At 56.2% G+C, this 18065-nt stretch carries 15 protein-coding genes; 8 read left to right on the plus strand and 7 right to left on the minus strand.

The genetic code is table 11. From position 1 onward, the window contains the following. Nucleotides 1–139: 139 nt before the first annotated feature. The 4 genes from aspS to DPRO_RS11420 all read left to right on the plus strand — a co-directional run bounded on the left by aspS (nucleotide 140) and on the right by DPRO_RS11420 (nucleotide 4671). Nucleotides 140–1957: an aspartate--tRNA ligase gene (gene aspS, locus DPRO_RS11405; protein ID WP_097012151.1), complete on the plus strand. Its 1818-nt coding sequence runs from the start codon at nucleotides 140–142 to the stop codon at nucleotides 1955–1957. 300 nt (nucleotides 1958–2257) lie between these two features. Beyond that, nucleotides 2258–2755 carry a peptide deformylase gene (def, locus tag DPRO_RS11410; RefSeq protein ID WP_097012152.1) on the plus strand — a complete coding sequence of 166 codons (498 nt, stop codon included), beginning with the start codon at nucleotides 2258–2260 and terminating at the stop codon, nucleotides 2753–2755. A 27-nt stretch (nucleotides 2756–2782) separates the two neighbouring features. Continuing rightward, nucleotides 2783–3793: a methionyl-tRNA formyltransferase gene (fmt, locus tag DPRO_RS11415; RefSeq protein WP_097012153.1), complete on the plus strand. Its 1011-nt coding sequence runs from the start codon at nucleotides 2783–2785 to the stop codon at nucleotides 3791–3793. 41 nt (nucleotides 3794–3834) lie between these two features. Then, nucleotides 3835–4671 carry a DUF116 domain-containing protein gene (locus DPRO_RS11420; protein ID WP_097012154.1) on the plus strand — a complete coding sequence of 279 codons (837 nt, stop codon included), beginning with the start codon at nucleotides 3835–3837 and terminating at the stop codon, nucleotides 4669–4671. A 114-nt stretch (nucleotides 4672–4785) separates the two neighbouring features. Here DPRO_RS11420 and DPRO_RS11425 read toward each other — a convergent pair whose 3' ends face one another. From DPRO_RS11425 to DPRO_RS11450, 5 genes are all read right to left on the minus strand, one after another. After that, complete coding sequence (locus DPRO_RS11425) at nucleotides 4786–8028, minus strand: efflux RND transporter permease subunit (RefSeq protein ID WP_097012155.1); 3243 nt, start codon at nucleotides 8026–8028, stop codon at nucleotides 4786–4788. After that, on the minus strand, nucleotides 8025–9119 hold the full coding sequence (locus tag DPRO_RS11430; RefSeq protein ID WP_232005566.1) for an efflux RND transporter periplasmic adaptor subunit: 1095 nt from the start codon (nucleotides 9117–9119) through the stop codon (nucleotides 8025–8027). The genes DPRO_RS11425 and DPRO_RS11430 overlap by 4 nt, the downstream gene beginning before the upstream one ends. A 1231-nt stretch (nucleotides 9120–10350) precedes the next feature. After that, nucleotides 10351–10638 carry a hypothetical protein gene (locus tag DPRO_RS11440; RefSeq protein ID WP_097012158.1) on the minus strand — a complete coding sequence of 96 codons (288 nt, stop codon included), beginning with the start codon at nucleotides 10636–10638 and terminating at the stop codon, nucleotides 10351–10353. A gap of 105 nt (nucleotides 10639–10743) precedes the next feature. Then, entirely contained in the window at nucleotides 10744–11160 is a 417-nt protein-coding gene (locus tag DPRO_RS11445) for a DUF2784 domain-containing protein (protein WP_097012159.1), read from the minus strand. Beyond that, nucleotides 11160–11996, minus strand: a complete 837-nt coding sequence (locus tag DPRO_RS11450) for an alpha/beta hydrolase (RefSeq protein WP_097012160.1) — start codon at nucleotides 11994–11996, stop codon at nucleotides 11160–11162. The genes DPRO_RS11445 and DPRO_RS11450 overlap by 1 nt, the downstream gene beginning before the upstream one ends. A 75-nt stretch (nucleotides 11997–12071) precedes the next feature. Between DPRO_RS11450 and mobA the strand changes: the two genes are divergently transcribed. Continuing rightward, the gene (gene mobA / locus DPRO_RS11455) at nucleotides 12072–12674 is read left to right on the plus strand and encodes a molybdenum cofactor guanylyltransferase (protein WP_097012161.1); all 603 of its coding nucleotides are present in this window, start codon (nucleotides 12072–12074) and stop codon (nucleotides 12672–12674) included. Here the strand turns inward: mobA and DPRO_RS11460 are convergent. Both DPRO_RS11460 and dapF read right to left on the minus strand, forming a co-directional pair. Continuing rightward, on the minus strand, nucleotides 12671–14074 hold the full coding sequence (locus tag DPRO_RS11460; RefSeq protein WP_097012162.1) for a U32 family peptidase: 1404 nt from the start codon (nucleotides 14072–14074) through the stop codon (nucleotides 12671–12673). The two genes, mobA and DPRO_RS11460, sit on opposite strands and share 4 nt — an antisense overlap. A 134-nt stretch (nucleotides 14075–14208) precedes the next feature. Then, the gene (dapF, locus tag DPRO_RS11465) at nucleotides 14209–15057 is read right to left on the minus strand and encodes a diaminopimelate epimerase (protein WP_097012163.1); all 849 of its coding nucleotides are present in this window, start codon (nucleotides 15055–15057) and stop codon (nucleotides 14209–14211) included. Nucleotides 15058–15582: 525 nt separating this feature from the next. Here dapF and DPRO_RS11470 point away from each other — a divergent pair. The 3 genes from DPRO_RS11470 to DPRO_RS11480 all read left to right on the plus strand — a co-directional run bounded on the left by DPRO_RS11470 (nucleotide 15583) and on the right by DPRO_RS11480 (nucleotide 18065). Beyond that, the gene (locus DPRO_RS11470) at nucleotides 15583–16404 is read left to right on the plus strand and encodes a polysaccharide deacetylase family protein (protein WP_097012164.1); all 822 of its coding nucleotides are present in this window, start codon (nucleotides 15583–15585) and stop codon (nucleotides 16402–16404) included. A gap of 81 nt (nucleotides 16405–16485) precedes the next feature. Further along, complete coding sequence (locus DPRO_RS11475) at nucleotides 16486–17190, plus strand: ABC transporter permease (RefSeq protein ID WP_097012165.1); 705 nt, start codon at nucleotides 16486–16488, stop codon at nucleotides 17188–17190. Between the two features lie 95 nt (nucleotides 17191–17285). Then, complete coding sequence (locus DPRO_RS11480) at nucleotides 17286–18065, plus strand: ABC transporter ATP-binding protein (protein ID WP_097012166.1); 780 nt, start codon at nucleotides 17286–17288, stop codon at nucleotides 18063–18065.

The raw sequence follows: 18065 nt of genomic DNA on the forward strand, positions 1-18065 counted from the left end.
GATTGGCGAGCTGATTCGCTTGTCCCGCAAGGGATCGATGCCCATATGATGTTCAGGAAGGGCCTTCGGGGGAATCCTTTCGCTGAGGATTCCCCCGAATGCTCTTAATAATAAATATTTGAGAGAGACTGGAGAAAAAATGTCTGAGCAAGAAAGAGATTATGATGAGTTTCGTGTAATTGAGGACCTCGCTGGCTGGAGGCGTACTCATCATAATAATGAGCTGACCGCGGCCAACATGGACGAAGAAGTCTGTCTCATGGGCTGGGTGCAGTTCCGCCGCGACCATGGCGGCCTCATCTTCCTGGACCTGCGCGACCGCGAAGGACTGACCCAGGTGGTCTTCAATCCCGAGCACAATGCTGAAGTGCATGATCGCGCCCACGCCATCCGCCCCGAGTACGTCATCGCCATCAAGGGTGTTGTTCGTCCTCGTCCTGAAGGCATGGCCAATTCGAACATGGTCACCGGTGAAGTGGAGATCGAGGTCAACGAGTACAAGCTGCTCAATACCTCCGAAACCCCGCCGTTCCCAATCGAAGATCGTGTCGAAGTCGGTGAGAATCTCCGTCTTAAGTACCGTTTTCTGGACCTTCGTCGTCCGTCCCTGGCGCGCAATTTCATCATTCGCAACAAAGCCGCCCAGTCGGTGCGGCGCTATCTGGACAACCTCGGTTTCCTCGAAATCGAAACCCCTGTACTGACCAAGTCCACCCCTGAAGGCGCTCGTGACTTCCTGGTCCCCAGCCGTGTGAATCAGGGCGAGTTCTACGCATTGCCGCAGTCCCCGCAGCTCTTCAAGCAGATGCTGATGGTGTCCGGCATGGATCGCTACTTCCAGATCGTCAAATGCTTCCGCGACGAAGACCTGCGCGCCGACCGTCAGCCCGAGTTCACCCAGATCGACATCGAGATGTCCTTCGTGGATGAAGCCTACGTGCAGGACATGGCCGAAAACATGGTCAAGACCCTGTTCACCGAGACCATCGGCGTTGATCTGCCTGCCGAATTCCCCCGCATGACGTACAATGACGCCATGCGCGACTACGGCGTGGACAAGCCTGACCTTCGCTTCGACCTCAAGCTGACCGAAGTGACCGACATCTTCAAGGATTCCGGTTTCAAGGTGTTTGCCTCTTCCGAACTGGTCAAGGTCATGCGCGTTCCCGGCGGTGCCACTCTTTCCCGCAAGGAGATCGACGACTACACAAAGTATGTCGAGATCTACGGCTCCAAGGGTCTTGCATGGATCAAGATCAAGGAAGACGGCGGCTGGCAGTCTCCCATCGTCAAATTCTTCTCCGAAGAGGAAATCGCCCAGCTTGGCGAGCGCACCGGCGTTCAGCCCGGCGACATCCTCTTTTTCCAGGCCGGTGCTGCGGATATCGCCAACGCCGCTCTGGGCAACCTGCGTTGCGAGCTGGCCAGAGACCTCGGCCTCATCAAGGACGATGTGTACACGCCTGTCTGGATCACCGACTTCCCGCTGCTTGAGTACGATGCCGACGAAAAGCGCTACGTGGCTCGTCACCATCCGTTTACTTCCTGCCAGCCCGATCAGATGGAAGTGCTCGCTGAAGAGCCGGGCAAAGCCATTGCCCGTGCATACGATCTGGTCATCAACGGCTACGAGGTTGGTGGCGGTTCCATCCGCATCCACACTCAGGAGCAGCAGAAGATCATGTTCGCTGCCCTCGGCATTGACGAGGAAGAGGCCCGCGAAAAGTTCGGCTTCCTCATGGACGCCCTGCAGTTCGGCGCACCGCCCCACGGCGGCATCGCCTTTGGTCTGGATCGCCTGATCATGATCCTGACCGGCTCCAGGTCCATCCGCGACGTCATCGCCTTCCCCAAGACCCAGAAGGCTACCTGCCTGATGACCGAAGCACCGTCCGCCGTTCCGAGCAAGCAGCTTCGTGAACTCGGCGTTCGTCTGCGTGAGAAAAAACAAGACTAATTCCTGAGCCGGGGGAAGGAATCTTCCTTCCCCCGGATTCTTTTTATCCCGGTCCCCGAGTGAGTGTGGACAGAGCAGGATGTAGAGTGACATATGAAGCTACGCCCTCGCCGCAACGCGCAGGGACAGGTCGCTTCAATCATTTTTTCGTCATGGGAACTCGCTTTTTGAAATTCCGTACTTATTAATATAGTAGAGTTTCCAGTGACGCCGCGCCGACTGCTTGTACTTTCTTCCTGTTCTGCGGCGCACTTGATGGTACTGAGATAAAAACAGGAAAATGGAATAAGGAATATAACGATGTTATTGGATATAGTTACCTGGCCTGATGAGGTCCTGGCTGCGACGGCGAAACCTCTTGATGAGGTTACCCCCGAGCTGGACGAGCTCATCGAAAACATGATCGAGACCATGTACGAGTCCGACGGCGTCGGCCTGGCGGCTCCGCAGATCGGTGAATCCATTCGCCTGATCGTGGTGGACCAGACCGGACCGAAGCTGCGCGGTGACCTGCGTGTGATCATTAACCCCGAGATCGTGGAAAGCGAAGGCGAAGTGGACAGTGAGGAAGGATGCCTCAGCTGTCCCGAGCTGAACGTGACCGTCAAGCGCAAGGAGCGCGTAAAGGTTGAAGGGCTGGATCGCGAAGGCAAGCCGCTGACCATCGATGCCGATGGTTTTCTTGCCATTGTGTTGCAGCACGAGATCGATCATTTGAATGGATTGACGCTGGCTGATCGTGTGGGACGCCTCAAGAAGGCCATGTACCGCAAGAAAGCCATGAAGTGGAAAAAGTAACCCCCTAGCCGAGGCGGTTGAAGAGCCATGGAAGATATCGATGTAAGCCAGTTGAAAGATGGTGAGCCGATCCCGAAAGAACCTGTTGAGATTCGTGGATTGCGCACTGTCTTCATGGGCACCCCTGATTTTGCTGCGGAAATACTCCGTATTCTGGTGGAGTTTGATGGAGCGGACGTTGTTGCCGCCTACACACAGCCTGACCGTCCGTGTGGACGGGGAAGGAAGTGTCGCCCGACCCCTGTAAAGCAGGTGGCTCTGGAGAACGGCATAGAAGTTCGTCAGCCGCTGAATTTCAAGGACCAGAAAGACATCGATGAGCTGGCTGCATTGGAGCCGGAAGTGCTTGTCGTGGCAGCCTACGGGCTGATCCTGCCCCAGGCGGTGCTCGATATCCCGACAATCCATCCGCTCAATGTCCATGCTTCGCTGCTGCCCCAGTGGCGGGGTGCCGCCCCCATTCAGCGCGCCATTCAGAACGGCGATGTGGTCACCGGTATTTCCATCATGAAAATGGAAGCCGGGCTGGATACCGGACCGGTCATGGTTCAGCGCGCCCTGCGAATCGGACACGACGATCACGCCGGGACCATTCACGATGAACTCGCCAAGCTGGGCGGTATTTGCATCTGCGAAGGCATGGCCCGTCTGCAGACCGGATCCTACACCTTGACTCCGCAGAATGACGAGATCGCCACCTACGCCAGGAAACTGGAAAAGAAAGAAGGCGAGATCGACTGGAATCGTCCTGCCCAGGATATCCATAATCAGATCCGCGCCATGTACCCTTGGCCCGGCGCATTTTTCGACTGGACCAATCCGGAAGACAAGTCCATCCGGCTGCATGTTTCCCCAGGCCGAATCAGCGAGGACGAGACCTCGGGGATAGAGCCGGGAACCATCCTCGGCGAGATGGACGGCATGCTTGGGATTACCACCGGTGACAAGGTGTATCTGACGCCGGAAGTCAAACCGCAGGGTAAAAAGGCCATGGACGCCACAGCATTCAGTTGTGGCTATATGAAGGGATGCAAATAGTGTAGGATGGTTACACGACCAACCTGCAATCAAGAGAGAACATGAAACAGGTGCATTCCATACGCCGGGCCAGAAAACGATTATTCATAGGTCTTATCACCGGAACCTGTTTCACGGTGTGCCTGCTGCTGTTCACCCTGTGGCTGATCCCGTACGTCGGGCTGGAGAACATCCATCCTTCAGCCTCCTGGATTCTCGGACTCATCGTACTGGCGCTGGTCGGTTCCGTTTCTGTCGCTTACTGGAGCCTGTTCTTCAGTATCGTCACCAAGCAGAGCCTGCCCGGAGCCCGTCGTTCCCGTGGCCTGACCATCAAGTTTTTCATGCCGTTGATGGTGTTGCTGGGCAAGGCGCTTGGCATCAAGAAGGAGTCGGTCATGCTCTCCTTCATCAGCGTGAACAATGAAATGGTCCAGATGGAAGCGGGGCGGTACAAGCCGGAGGAAATCCTTCTGCTCATGCCGCATTGCCTGCAAAATTCCAAGTGCGACCATCGGTTGACCTACGACATCAACAACTGCTCCCGGTGCGGCAAGTGCCCCATCGCCAGCCTGTTGGAACTCCACGACAAGTACGGCGTCAATCTCGCCGTGGCTACGGGCGGGACCATTGCCCGACGCATTGTCGTCCAGATGCGGCCGCGCATGATCATAGCCGTGGCCTGCTACCGCGATCTCGCCACCGGGATTCAGGATACCTATCCGCTGCCGGTCTATGGCGTGTTGAACGAGCGCCCCCACGGTCCTTGTCTCGACACCACGGTCGCGCCGTTCCTTCTGGAAGAGGCCTTGCAACGGTTTCTCAAGGAAGAGTATCTGGCCGGCAAGCATCCCGGCATCGGCAAGATGATATCCACTGCGCAGGGGACACAGCTTTAAGCCGACTGTTCATCTTTTTCGTCGTCAGTTCAGGACGTCGTACTACTTTGTGTTGAAAGGCTACCGTCAGTATTTGGCGGTAGCCTTTTTTATGAGTCGTAGGAAAGCGGCTTTCTACCCTTCGTTCTTTCCATACAAGGCATAGTAGCCGCTCGGTATCACGATCAGGGTGAACAGGGTCGAAGCCAGCAGCCCGAAGATCAGCGCCCACGCCAGGCCCGAAAAAATCGGGTCGAGCGTGATGGGCCATGCCCCCAGTGCGGTGGTCAGTGCCGTGAGCACAATGGGGCGCAGGCGGACGGCTCCCGAATGGATAATCGCATCCTTGAGCGATGTGCCTCGCCGCACCTCGGCCTGGATGAAATCGATAAGCACCAGCGAGTTGCGGATGACGATACCGCCCAGTGCGATCATGCCGATCATGGATGTGGCGGTGAAGAAGACCGGATTGCCGAATCCGCCCACCGTATCTCCGGCCACCACATTGAGCAGCCAGAATCCGGGCATGATGCCAAGCAGCGTCAGCGGGATGGCCGACATGATCAATAGTGGCATCACAAAGGAACTGGTCTGACCCACGAGCAGGATGAATATGCCGAGCAGGGCGGCAGCATAGGCAAGCCCGAGATCGCGAAAGACATCCAGCGTGATTTTCCACTCCCCTTCGCCGGCCCATTCGTCGATGGTTCCCGGCGGCATGGGGTCTTCTTTCAACGTTGCCTTGAGGTCGATGACCGCCTCACCTGGAGGCACCCCTGCGGTTTCGGCATAGACATAGGCCACCCGTTGTAAGTTCTTGTGGTATATGGGCTGCTCGGCCTCCACCTCACGGAAGTGTCCCAGTTCGGCCAGCGGAACCATGGCTCCGTCCGGCGACTTCATGCGAAGCTCTCCCAGACGGTGGGAGCCGGTGCGCAGATTCACAGGCAGGATGACCCGTACCGGCAATTGCTGACGCTCATCCGGCAGATGGACTGTTGCGGGCGTTGCGCCGGAAAGGGCCATGCGCAGAGTCTCCACCACGTCACCGGCGGATATGCCGTGGAGCGCGGCTTTTTCCTTGTCGATGACAAAGTCGATCATGTTCCGCTCTTCTTCAGCCGAAATATCGACATCCACGATACCGTGTTGCTCTGTCATGAGTCCGGCGATATGCCTGGTCCCGTCGATGAGCATGCCGTATGGCAGCCCCGGTTTTCCGTATACCTCTGTGGTGAGGGTGGCGATGACCGGAGGGCCGGGGGGCGATTCCACCAGCTTGACCACGGCTCCGTGCTGCTCGGCTATGGAGGTGAGTTCATTTCTGATCCGCAAGCCGATGGCGTGGGACTGCATGGCGCGGTCGTCCTTGTCGGCCAGATTGATTCGGATATCAGCGAGGTGGGGGTCTTCGCGCCAATAGTAGTGACGGACCATGCCGTTGAAATCCATGGGTGAAGGGGAGCCCGTATGCGTCACGAAGTTGGTCACTTCAGGGACGGTGCGCAGGAACGCTTCGAAATCGCGAATTGTTCTGTCGGTGCGCTCAAGGGTGGTTCCTTCGGGCATATCCACCAACAGTTGCAGCTCGTTCTTGTTGTCGAATGGCAGCATTTTGAGGGGCACCATACGCATCACCACGAGCACGCCGCACAATCCGAGACCGAGGAGGATTGTCCCGAGCAAAAGCCGACGATTGCGCGGCGTGCCGAGGAAGGGTGATATGGCTTTGGTATAAAGCGATAACAGACGCGGATTGATGTGCTTGTCTTCGTCGTCAGCGTCCGTTTTTTCATCTTTTTTGAAACGATTTCTGAGCAGCATGTAGGCCATCCACGGGACCACGGTCAGCGCGGCCACCGTGGAGAAGGTCACAGTTAGCGGGACGTTGGCGGCCATGGGGGCCATGTATGGTCCCATCATGCCGGTGATGAAAAAGAGTGGGGTGAACGAGACAATGATCGCCAGCGTGGACATGATGACCGGCGGCAGTACTTCCTTCACCGCTTCGAGGGTTGCATCAAGGGCGTTGCGCGCTCCGGCCCGGATATGTCGCTGGATGTTATCCACATTGGTAATGGGATCATCCACCACCAGCCCGAGGGAAAGGATGAGCGCGAACAGGGTGACGCGATTGATGGTGTAGCCGAGCAGGTGGTTGACGAACAGGGCCAGGGAAAAACTCATGGGGACGGCAAGGGCGACAACCACGGCCTCACGCCAGCCAAGGGCGAATGCCAGGAGCGCCACCACGGTCAGGATCGCGAAAAACAGGGAGGAGAGCAGTTCATTGACCTTGGACTGGGCTGTTTCGCCATAGTTGCGGGTCACGGTGACGGCGATGTCGTCAGGGAGCACTTCCCGTTGCAATTCTTCCACTCGTTGGGTGATATTGTCGGCCACATCCACGGCATTGACGCCGGGCTTTTTCGCCAGCGCCAATGTGACGGCTGGGCGTGAAGGCTCGTCCGAATTGTGATCGATTTTAGTGAGGTATATGTCGGAAAATCCGATCCTTGAATAGGATGTCGGCTCCTGGGGGCCGTCGATGATGTGCGCCACATCGCGCAGATAGACAGGACGCCCGTCAAAAACACCCACCACCAGCGATGCTGCGTCTTCGGCGGAAAGCAGAAAGGATTGGCTGACCACATCCGTTTCCCTGTCGCCAAAAACGAAACTGCCAGCACTGAGCGAGCGGTCCGCCCCCTTGAGGGCGCGCTGGACTTCCAGCGGAGAAATATTGAATCCGGCCAGTCGATCAGGATGGATCTCGACACGAACCTCTCGGCTGCGGCCATTGTGCAGGGATACTCTTGAGACATCCTCCACCTCGGCCAGTCGGTGAAACAGTTCTTCGGCTATGCGTCGCAACTCGAAATCCGAATACCGGTCCTCGGAGCCGTGTTCGGCATGGACCGCCAATGTCACGATGGGAACGTCATCGATCTCGACCGGCTTGACCACCCAGCCGGAGACCACGCCCGGAACCATGTCCTGATTTTTGAGGATGGTGTTGTGGAGTTTGATCAGCGAGTCTTCCCGGTCCTCGCCCACGAAGAAACGGACGGTAACAGCGGTCATGCCTTTTCGGGAAATGGAGTAGACGTATTCCACCCCGTCGATCTGCCAGAGCAGCCGCTCCAGCGGGGCAGTGACCAGTTTTTCCACTTCGGCAGCGGATGCGCCCGGCACCTGAACCATGACATCGGCCATGGGCACGACGATCTGGGGCTCTTCTTCGCGTGGGGTGATCATGATGGCGGCCGCGCCCATGCACAGGGCGGCCAAAGCCAGGATGATGGACATCCGGGATGTCAGGAAATAGCGTACAATAGAGGGGATGAAGCCGTGGACGCGGGAGGGCGTTTCGCTCATTGCGCGGCCTCCTCCGAATGCCCGATGCCGATGGTCTCGTCCCCTTCGAGACCGGCCAGAATTTCGGTTTTCTCCCCGTAGATATCCCCGGCGCGAACATAGGTTGAATGCCATCCTCTGTGGGATTTAACCATGACGGTATCCAGTTGGCCCACCCGCCGGATGGCTTCGGTGGGAACCAGAACGGTTTCGTGCTCGCCAAGGGGAATGCGGAGTCGACCGAACATGCCGGGATATAGGCCCGGAATCTCGGGCAGTCGGGCCTTGACCAGAAATGAGCGAGTCACCGGATCGGCCAGCGGTTCGATCTCGTCAACCACGGCCTGAATGGAGGGTGATTCGCCCAGTGCGGCTATGATGACGTCGAACGTATCGCCGTGTCGGACTTTGCCGATCAGCGATTCGCGGACCATGGCTTCCAGACGAAGACTGGCGCCCGTTTGCAGGGTGAGCAACTCCTTGCCGGGAAAAGCGAGATCGCCGGGTTCGACCATGCGTCGGGCCACTTCGCCACTCTCCTGTGCGATGATGGTTGTATACCCCAGGCCGATTTCTGCTTCCTGCACGACCTTTTCCGCTTCGCCCACCCGTGCTTTGGCTGCGGCCACTCCTTCCTGTGCCTGACTCAGTCGGGCCTTGGCTTGCAGGTAGGCGGATTCGGCCTTTTCCACTTCTTCGGCAGTGACGACCTTCTGCTCGTGCAGTTGGCTCATGCGACGGTAGGTTGATTTCGATTTGTCGAATTCCGCCTTGGCAGCGTCGAGGAAGTCCCGGGCCTGCGCCTGCATGCTGGTGGCGGTTTGTTGTGCCTGACGCGCTCGCTCCAGACGGGTCTGGGAGGCACGGCTGTCCAGAACGATCAGTTCGTCGCCGGGGCTGACCTTGTCGCCCGGTCGAACCAGTACCTTGGATACGCGCCCCGTGACCTGTGCCTCGACACGGGTGTCGGTGCGGGCCTGCACCGTCCCTACCGCCTCGTGAAAGCGGGCGATCATGGTACGTTCGGCCTGTACGGTCTGTTCGGGATTGTATTGATTGCCGCTTCGACTCGGCGCAGTCGTTTCCGAACTGCAGCCAAGAAAAAGAAGCATTGTGACTATGATGAATATGTGAGCAGTCTTGGGTTTCATAGAGGTTTGTATAACATGAAACCACTGGGGAATGACAAGTGGAAAAACCGGGACCGGATTCGGTTACTCACTCACATCATGCATCATTTTTGGAAATGGAAGTGGAAATGTTTTGAGGAAATCTGCGGTCAAATACCGTCATCTGACGGAGGTGGGGGCAACATAGAAGTTGTTGTTAAGCGGGGTTCGGTATCAAGAAATGGTTGGATAAAGGGCAAAGTAAAAGTGCGCTGGCCGATTTTCCCGGCTGTCCCTGGCTCTTTGTTCGCCTCTGGGCTCCATGCGCACTCTATGCTGTAAAGCATCGCGACTCGTCTCGCTGATTTATGGCTTTAGAAGGTTTTATTGTGGTGTACCCTCCGTTGCAGTAATGCCGTGTATGTCATGGGGCCTATCCCTTATATACATACAGTAATCATTCTATTTCACTTGTCCATGATCTCTCATGGTGCCTTTGCCGCTTTCCACTTTAAATATTCTACTAAGGTAATTGGGTGTGCACTCGACCGGAAGAACCGGTTTTGAACTGACGCCAGCATTTCAAAATATACACTGTATGGTGGGTCGGTTCGTGCTAATGTAGTGCACGTTGCTTTTTCTTGAGCGGGCGACTCGATTCGCCACATGTACCGAAGAAGAAATCAGCGTCTATTTCCTCCCACCCTCCGTTGCGGTTAACGTCTTCCCCCTCAACTCTGGAGGGGATTTAGCCTTTGATTCATTTATACGCTTCACAGAAAAACGACGCAAGAGGGTAGGCTGCAAAAAAGTGACTGATGGCTGCAACCATCAGGCAGATTTGAAGATAAAAATGAACTTTTCCTGTGAGGGGGAGCAGATCACCGCTCGGAGACACTGGTCTTGTAATATGACCAATTATCCCAATATATTCCTGACGTAATTGGAAGGCAAGGAAAAACGAATTTTGCACATTTTTTGAGCCGTGCCGAACTTTCGTGACCAGTGGTCAGGATACCTGTTTGGTTCCATTGGGCTTCGACGAAGCAGGGGGATGTGCAAGAAAATGTACAGCGAAAAGAAAATGGGAAAGGAAGGCCTGATACGTTTTTGGGAACGCTTTGCCTGCCAAGGGTAAATAGGCTCAGGTCACCTTGTGAACAACGCCAAACAGCCGAAGCACATCCCGTGAAGGACGGCTTCGGCCACTTTGCGGCGAAAAGATGCTGCAGGGCTACTCTTCGAAAGGATCGCTGATGAGGTCGGCGACGCGGTCGGCATTCAGTGAATGCGCCTCGACACCCTGTGCCAGCATCTCAGGCGAGATACCCGCAAATCCCTGGCCTGCCTCTCGGGCTTCCGAGCGACCGGTGTTGCGATCAACCACGTTCATGGCGTCGTCCATGGTGGCATCCATGGCCTGGCCAGAACCCTGGTCCTTCCGCTGACGTATTTCCTGTATCTTCTGGCTGAGCCGATCAATTCGAGGATCGAAGCTGGTCGTGAAATCCATTCCGGGCATAATATTCCTCCTTCTTTCGATGTGTTTAAGAAAGCAAGAGGTGTGCTCAATGTTAAAAAGTGTGTAAAATCAGAAGTATGGTGATTAGGAGTGTCCGGCCATACGTCATTTTTTTCCGGTTTGAGCGTTTGGTTGTACCGGAATCAAAACAAAAGTTGCCATGACTGCGGCAAAGTAGGCAGCATAAAGCACAGGGAAAATCCATGCAGGAATGTCGGGGAAGAGCAGTCTGTCCACCCAGTGGAAAATGAACCCTTGATCGTATCCTGATGTCGCGTCATCACTATTGAGGCGCAGTTGTGACTCCCAGACAGTCAGCGGGCACAGTTTGCCGAGCAGCGCCTCCACAAGAACGAAAAGCATGATTCCGGCGTGCGTGTATCTGAAAAGCCTTGAGTGGATCAGACGCCATCGCAAAAAATGCCCTAGCCAGACCGCAGGAAGTCCCAGCGTGAGAAACAGGGCGATGGCAAAATGCAGCAGCAGGATGGCATCGGCCAACAGCAACTGCCATCCGTCCATTACTTTTCCTGCTCCAGTGTGCTGAAAAAGTGTTCCAGTTCCTTGATGTACGCATCGCCCATGAAGAGGTACCCGGAATTATGACCACCTTGCATCTCCATGAATGCCTTGGGTCCGGCATACGAAGCATACAGTCGTCGTCCCAGTGCGTAGGGCACGATCTCGTCCTCCTGCGAATGACCGAACAGAATGGGCAGATCATGGCCGCGCAGGGCGGATTCACTGTCGTACTGATAGCGGGCAAGGAGGCGGACGGGAAGCCACGGATACATGTACGCCCCCATGTCGGGGATGGAGGTGAACGTTGATTCGAGGACAAGTCCGGCAGGGCGGTATCCCCGGTCCAGGACGTCGGCAGCCAGTCGTGCCGTGACCGCGCCGCCAAGGGAGCGCCCAAAGAGGATTACGCTCTCGGGCGACACGTTTCGTGTCTTTACCAGCCAGTTCCATGCTGCCATGGCGTCGCTGCGCATGGCTCCCTCACCGGGTTCGCCTTCGCTCTTGCCGTACCCGGAATAGTCATAAACGAGGGTGGATATTCCCATCTCATGGAAAATACGAAGTGTTTCCAGTCGGTGGGAGACATTTCCCCCGTTGCCGTGCGAAAACAGTATGGTGAATCGCGCATCAGGGTGCGGCACCCACCAGGCGTGGATGTGGTTACCCAGCCCATTGAGAATCGTGACATCCTCGTACGGCAGTCCGATCAACTCGGGCGAGGCCACGTGCTCGGTTCTGGGGTAGTACAGCATCTTTCGCTGGGAAAGATACATCCAGACGACAACTGCGCCGTAGCAAATGACGGCGGCTCCGATAAGTTTCAGTGCGGTTCCCATGAAAATCCTTATACACGGAGAAGAAGTGTTTGTGGACCCTTCCCATTCTCACGCGGTTGGTTTAGATTCCCCGTCATGAATATAGCAGGCATTATACTGGCCGGTGGCCTCGGAACCCGCATGGGGCATGTGAAAAAGGCATTTCTCGATATCGGGGGACTGGCGATTATCGATCGATTGCTGGCAGTCTATCGCCCGTTGTTTCAGGAAATAATTATTTCGGCGCGTGAAGCGGATGAGTTTGCCGAGTATGGGCTGCCCGTGGCCCTGGACCGATTCGAGGCGCGAAGTTCGCTTACGGGCATCCACGCCGGTCTGGAAACCATGACCACGGATTTCGGATTCTTTTCCGCCTGCGATGCGCCCTTTCTCCAGTCGGGCCTGGTCGAGCGGCTTCTGGCCGAAATTGCACCCGATGATGACGTGATCATCCCATTGAAGGAAGACGGCTACCGTGAACCGCTCTGCGCGATCTATTCCAAGCGCTGCCTGCCGTTTATCGCGGATCAGCTTGCACAGGGCGATTTCAAGATCATACGCTTCTTCGAGCATGTGCGTGTCAAAGAAGTCCCGGTCGCCCGATTGTACGATGGCGATCCCGAGTTTCTGTCCTTTTTCAACGTCAATCGGCCAGAAGACCTTGCCGAGGCTCGACTGATGATAGGCGGAAAATTCTAGTCCAGATCGTCCAGATCCCACGGCTGGCGCAGGAATATGCCGGGTCGGATACCGGGATGGTCGCAGATGAACTCCACGAACTGACCGGGATGGGCCACTTCCAGCCCTTCATTGTCCTTGTTTTCCACGCCATACTTCTCACAACTTAGTCTAGGGCGTTCCATGCCGGGAATGAGCAGCTCGATGTCGTCGCTCATGTTCCAGCGGGATTTGGTTTGCACGCGCCATCGACCGTCGCCGGTCTTCTCAAGGATGCGGGCCAACACCGGACGCTTTTCACCGGGGTCAGGCGGCATGGCAATGGCACCGCGCCGTTCCGGGTCGAAGAAACCGGTGGTCAGGGGCCGTGAAGCGGCATTAACCACTTCGGATAAATATTTTTCCGGCTTGAACTCCCCTTTGGGGATGTCATTGAGAGCGGTCTTGTAGGCATCCACCACCTGCGCGAGGTAGGCGGAGCTTTTGGTGCGGCCTTCCAACTTGAGGGAGGCGACCTTCATGCGTGAAAACCACTCCACATAGTGCATGAGGCACAAATCCTGCGCAGCGAAAATCTTGGTCCAGCCCCCGGTCTCATGACCCAGCGTCAAAGCGGGATCAGCCATGGTTTCAGCCGGAGTCTCATCTCCACCCAGCGGCTCGAAGCTGAAGTCGTCTTCCTCTTCGTCGAAGCTGAACTCTTCTTCCGGTTTTTCGATGGGGTACTCGCGAATCTCCCACAACGCTTCACCGGGGCGGGTGCGCTCCTCAAAAGTGACGGTGTGTGGCTTGTATTCATAGCGGCATGGATGGGAACACTCGCCGAGGTTGCCGGGGCGGTCGTTGAGGTAGGCCGACATGTAGCAGCGACCCGAGACCGCCATGCACATGGCGCCATGTACGAAAACTTCGAGATCAACATCCGGCATCTCGGTGCGAGCAATGGCCAGCATTTCCATGAGTTCCTGCGAGCGCAGTTCGCGGGCCACGTTGACACGACTGGCGCCGCACTCCTGCCAGAATCGGATGGATTCGGAGTTGGAGGTGTTGGCCTGTGTGGAAACATGAACCGGAATTTCCGGTGCCAGTCGGCGGACCATGCGGATGACGCCGGGATCGGCAGCGATGATGGCGTCGGGCTTCAGTTCCCGCAGCCGTTCGATGTATTCCTTCACTGCGGGGATCATGGACTCTCGCGGGTAGACGTTCAGGGTGAAGTAGACCTTCACGTTGGCGTCGTGGGCGAGTTCTATGGCGCGTTCGAGTTCTTCCGGGGAAAAGCCTCCGGCTCCGGCGCGCAGGTTCAGGCTGTCGCCGCCAAGATAGACGGCGTCCGCTCCGTAGAGAATGGCTGTTTCCAGTTTTTCCATGTCTCCGGCGGGGACCAGTAATTCAGGTATATGTGGATTGCTTGCTGTCATTGTTTTTCCGTGTCGCAGTGGCGACAGAGGAAGGCTACAACATCGGGGCTGCCAAGCCAAGTGGAATGGCAAAATACGAGAGGCCGCACCCCTTGAACAGGGGGACGGCCTCCACGCTCTCTCTCGCAGGACTTCTAAATCAGCTTGAGCGGTTCCAGGTAGACCTCGCCCTTGAAGGTCAGTTCGGCCGCCCCCTGAAGAAAGACAGTGCCTTCTTCAAGAAATATGGTCAGTACTTCGCCGCCCGTGGTGGTCAGGTCGGCGCGCTCCGCCGTCAGTCCCAGAGTGTTGGCGACAAGCTGGGTGGCTGCGGCACCGGTGCCGCAAGCGTAGGTCTCGGCTTCAACGCCGCGCTCGTAGGTGCGCAGGAGCATGGTGTTGTCATCCTTCACCTGGGCGAAGTTGACATTGGTCCCGGCTGGGGCAAACCGCTCATGGTAGCGGAGCTTGGAGCCGAGATCTATGATGTCGAGGGCTTCGATGTCTTCCACGAAGACGACAACATGGGGGACGCCGGTATCAGCGAAGTGAACGGTCAGGGGTGCGCCGTCGATTTCCAGCTGGATGTCGGTCTCCAGTCCCTTGGGCGGAGTCAGTTGAACCTTGACCCGTCCGGCGTCGGGGCCGTCTTTCAGTACCTGTGCGCTGATGGGACCGGCGTCGGTACCAAAGGTGTGTTCTGCCGGAGCCAGGCCGATGGCATGCGCCAGCTTGCCTGCACAGCGGGAGGCGTTGCCGCACATCTCGGCGCGGGAGCCGTCGGAATTGAAAAAGTGCCAGCGGTAATCGAGGCCGTCTTCCGTGGTGTCATCCAGAAAGAACAGTCCGTCTGCATAGACGCCGAAAGCACGGGCACAGAGCGCCTTTGCCCATTTGGGCATGTCGGCTTCAGCGACCTTGGCTTCACGGTTGTCCACGACGACGAAATCGTTGCCGCAGCCTTGCATTTTATAGAATGGAACAGATGGTCCGAAAATATTCATTGGAAAACTCCTTACCGTTGTTTCGATGTGTATCGTGTATCAAAGCATATCGTCCAATATGATTTTGATATTGTGAACTGGTTGTTCCCCGTAGGTTGGACTTTGCGCGGATGATATTGTTTTAAAAAAGTCCTTGTAAATTAATGATCTATTATACAGAAGAGGACCTCGGCATGAAATGTGAGGTGAACTCCATGTGTCGGAGGCCGGATAATACTATCAGACGGGCCTCATTTCCACAGCCATTTGTTGCCCTGCCACAGTCGAGTCCACCCTGCGCGGAGGCAGCCCGTTAAGGATAGTGACGGATTTGCTTTTGTGGCTGTTATTTTTTCGACTGTTGAGGCGTAGAATGTTTCCGTTTTGTGATGGAATAGATTAATTGGATAAGGGAAGAATCGGCAAAGCTCAGCAAGGTCTGTTCTGGCGAGAAGATATTTCGCTGCTGCTCTCTTCGTTAGACGATGCGGGGTTGTCTCATGTTTTTGCTTTTTCTTAGGAAACCGTGCTAACTGGTAATCAACGATGATTGTCAAATCCACCATATCTCCTTTGTGGCTGGCCGACACGGTCCAGCTGGAATCCGCCATCAGCGCATTGGCGGAAATATTTCGTGGTGCCTTTTCGGGAACAACAGTCTTTTTCCGTGCAGACGATGTTGCTGTTCCCGGCAATAATTGTCGGCGCATGCTTGAGGTCTTTCGCAAGTACCGGGTGCCGCTGCATCTGGCTGTCACCCCGGCATGGATAACGGCTTCGCGCTGGGCCGTACTCAAGGAATGGGCCGGAGATGACGATCTGTGGTGCTGGCATCAGCATGGCTGGCGGCACGTCAACCACCAGCATACCGGCAAGAAGAGTGAGTTCGGTGTCAGTCGGCGACGAGCCGATAAGCGTGCGGACATCATCAAGGGCCGTATGCGGCTGGAGTCGATTCTCGGTGATGATTTTCATCCTGTGTTCACGCCCCCTTGGAATCGATTCGACTCCGACACCGCCGAAGTGCTGGCCGAACTGGGATTCAAGGCGGTCTCGCGTTCGCAGTCCGAAAAGAAAAAAGTACCCCTTCCCGCCGGTGTGCGCGGTACGCCCGTCAATGTGGATTTACACACACGGAGCGAGGAGGACCCGCAGGAAGGATTGGACGCGCTGCTTGAGGAGTTTCGGCAGGCAGTGGAGTTCGGGCGCGTGGGCGTCATGCTGCACCATCAGCGCATGAATGACGCAGCGTTTCATTTTCTGGACAAATGTCTGGAGTTGGTGGCTCAGTCACCCAACTTGAAACCCATCCATCTGGACATGGGAAGGGTTTCCGTGGGGCAGGCGATTTTTGATAATTATTCTTGAATTAGGTGTTGTCATAGCGTCACGGCTAACATAGACTTGGGACTAGTTGAAAAATAAGCAATTTTTAAGTGAGGTTGTTCCATGACCGCGCCAGGCGTCGACCATAACGGCGTTACCCGCCAACCAGAGGAACGAATCAAGAGGCTGATCACATTGCCGTTCTCCAAATCACTGGAGATCAGCTACAAGAGCCTGAAGGTCCGTTTTTTCCGGTCCATGATCACGGTGTCGAGCCTGGTTTTGGCTGTTGCGTTCCTTGCGTTCGTGCTGGTCAACCTAGATGTGGCCGAGGGTATGTTGCGCAGCGGCGGAATGGATGCTGCCCGCTCTCTGAGCATGGTCGGGTACGATGTCGATTACGCCGAGGGAGCTGTGTCGATGTCGGCCAAGGAGCGATGGATTGTCATATTGTCCATGCTGGTCTGCACTGTTGGCATCATCAACGCGCAGCTCATGTCGGTCACCGAGCGGTTTTCCGAAATCGGTGTCATGAAATGCCTCGGCGCTTTGGACTCCATGATCCTCAAGTTGTTTTTGCTTGAGGCTACCATGCAGGGGATTGCCGGAGCCGTGACCGGTGCCGTGCTGGGAAGCCTGATATCCATTTTGACGGGAGTGGTCCGCTTTGGCGGTTCGGCTATTACCGGATTGGGAATGGTCGATCTGCTCGGGTCCATAGGACTCGCCACTCTTGCGGGGTGTATGCTCAGTCTCGTGGGCGTTTTATACCCGGCGTTGCTGGCGGCGCGCATGGAACCGATCAACGCCATCCGGGCAGAGCACTAGGCAGGCCCGAAAAGATTTGAAACGGCGGCGGGCCTTGAAGCACGTTGCGTCCGTCGTCAGAGCCGATACCGTCCGAGGGTCGGCAGGGAAGGGATATGACAGAAGAAAAACGCACCATTGTCCGTGTCATCGGCGTAAAAAAGACCTTTGTCATGGGCAAACAGAAGCTGGAAGCCCTGAAAGGGGTCGATCTTGAAGTGTACGCGGGTGAGTATATTTCCATCATGGGACCGTCCGGTTCGGGTAAGTCCACGCTTTTCAACATGATCGGCGGCTTGGATAAACCAACCGACGGCAAGGTGTTCATTGATGAGGTGGATATCTCCCAACTGGATGCCTACGAGCTGGCATGGCTGCGCAACCGCAAGATCGGCTACATCTTTCAGACCTTCAATCTCATTCCGGTCATGACCGCATTGGAAAACGTGACCCTGCCCATGACCTTTGCCGGGATGAACGCCGACGATGCGCAGGAGAAGGGCATCGAGCTGCTCAAACTGGTGGGGCTGGGCGAGCGCTTCCAGCACAAGCCGCTGGAGCTTTCCGGCGGTCAGCAGCAACGTGTGGCCGTAGCCCGTTCGTTGGCAAACGATCCCTCGATCATCCTGGCCGATGAGCCCACCGGCAACCTTGACCTGACAACCGGCGGCGAGATCATCGAGCTGTTGCAGATGCTCTCCAGTGAGCGCGGCGTGACAGTCATCTCCGCGACCCATGATTACAAGATGCTCAATGTTTCCGACCGGGTGGTCTGGGTACGTGATGGCATGGTCGATCGCGTGGAGAACCGCGACGAACTTGATATTTCCGTCGGTGGAATCGGAGAAAAACTCGCTGGCAGCAGCTCCGGTCGAGCTGGCGAGGAGCGTGGATAG

It is taken from the genome of Pseudodesulfovibrio profundus, assembly GCF_900217235.1.
In the GTDB taxonomy this organism is placed as follows: domain Bacteria; phylum Desulfobacterota; class Desulfovibrionia; order Desulfovibrionales; family Desulfovibrionaceae; genus Pseudodesulfovibrio; species Pseudodesulfovibrio profundus.

What these genes read in the sequence shown, in the direction of transcription:
- DPRO_RS11440 (WP_097012158.1), bottom strand. Translation starts at nt 10,638, where the DNA reads ATGCCCGGAATGGATTTCACGACCAGCTTCGATCCTCGAATTGATCGG.
- DPRO_RS11425 (WP_097012155.1), bottom strand. Translation starts at nt 8,028, where the DNA reads ATGAGCGAAACGCCCTCCCGCGTCCACGGCTTCATCCCCTCTATTGTA.
- dapF (WP_097012163.1), bottom strand. Translation starts at nt 15,057, where the DNA reads ATGAATATTTTCGGACCATCTGTTCCATTCTATAAAATGCAAGGCTGC.
- DPRO_RS11420 (WP_097012154.1), top strand. Translation starts at nt 3,835, where the DNA reads ATGAAACAGGTGCATTCCATACGCCGGGCCAGAAAACGATTATTCATA.
- DPRO_RS11475 (WP_097012165.1), top strand. Translation starts at nt 16,486, where the DNA reads ATGACCGCGCCAGGCGTCGACCATAACGGCGTTACCCGCCAACCAGAG.
- DPRO_RS11430 (WP_232005566.1), bottom strand. Translation starts at nt 9,119, where the DNA reads ATGCTTCTTTTTCTTGGCTGCAGTTCGGAAACGACTGCGCCGAGTCGA.
- DPRO_RS11480 (WP_097012166.1), top strand. Translation starts at nt 17,286, where the DNA reads ATGACAGAAGAAAAACGCACCATTGTCCGTGTCATCGGCGTAAAAAAG.
- def (WP_097012152.1), top strand. Translation starts at nt 2,258, where the DNA reads ATGTTATTGGATATAGTTACCTGGCCTGATGAGGTCCTGGCTGCGACG.
- DPRO_RS11460 (WP_097012162.1), bottom strand. Translation starts at nt 14,074, where the DNA reads ATGACAGCAAGCAATCCACATATACCTGAATTACTGGTCCCCGCCGGA.
- mobA (WP_097012161.1), top strand. Translation starts at nt 12,072, where the DNA reads ATGAATATAGCAGGCATTATACTGGCCGGTGGCCTCGGAACCCGCATG.
- aspS (WP_097012151.1), top strand. Translation starts at nt 140, where the DNA reads ATGTCTGAGCAAGAAAGAGATTATGATGAGTTTCGTGTAATTGAGGAC.
- fmt (WP_097012153.1), top strand. Translation starts at nt 2,783, where the DNA reads ATGGAAGATATCGATGTAAGCCAGTTGAAAGATGGTGAGCCGATCCCG.
- DPRO_RS11445 (WP_097012159.1), bottom strand. Translation starts at nt 11,160, where the DNA reads ATGGACGGATGGCAGTTGCTGTTGGCCGATGCCATCCTGCTGCTGCAT.
- DPRO_RS11470 (WP_097012164.1), top strand. Translation starts at nt 15,583, where the DNA reads ATGATTGTCAAATCCACCATATCTCCTTTGTGGCTGGCCGACACGGTC.
- DPRO_RS11450 (WP_097012160.1), bottom strand. Translation starts at nt 11,996, where the DNA reads ATGGGAACCGCACTGAAACTTATCGGAGCCGCCGTCATTTGCTACGGC.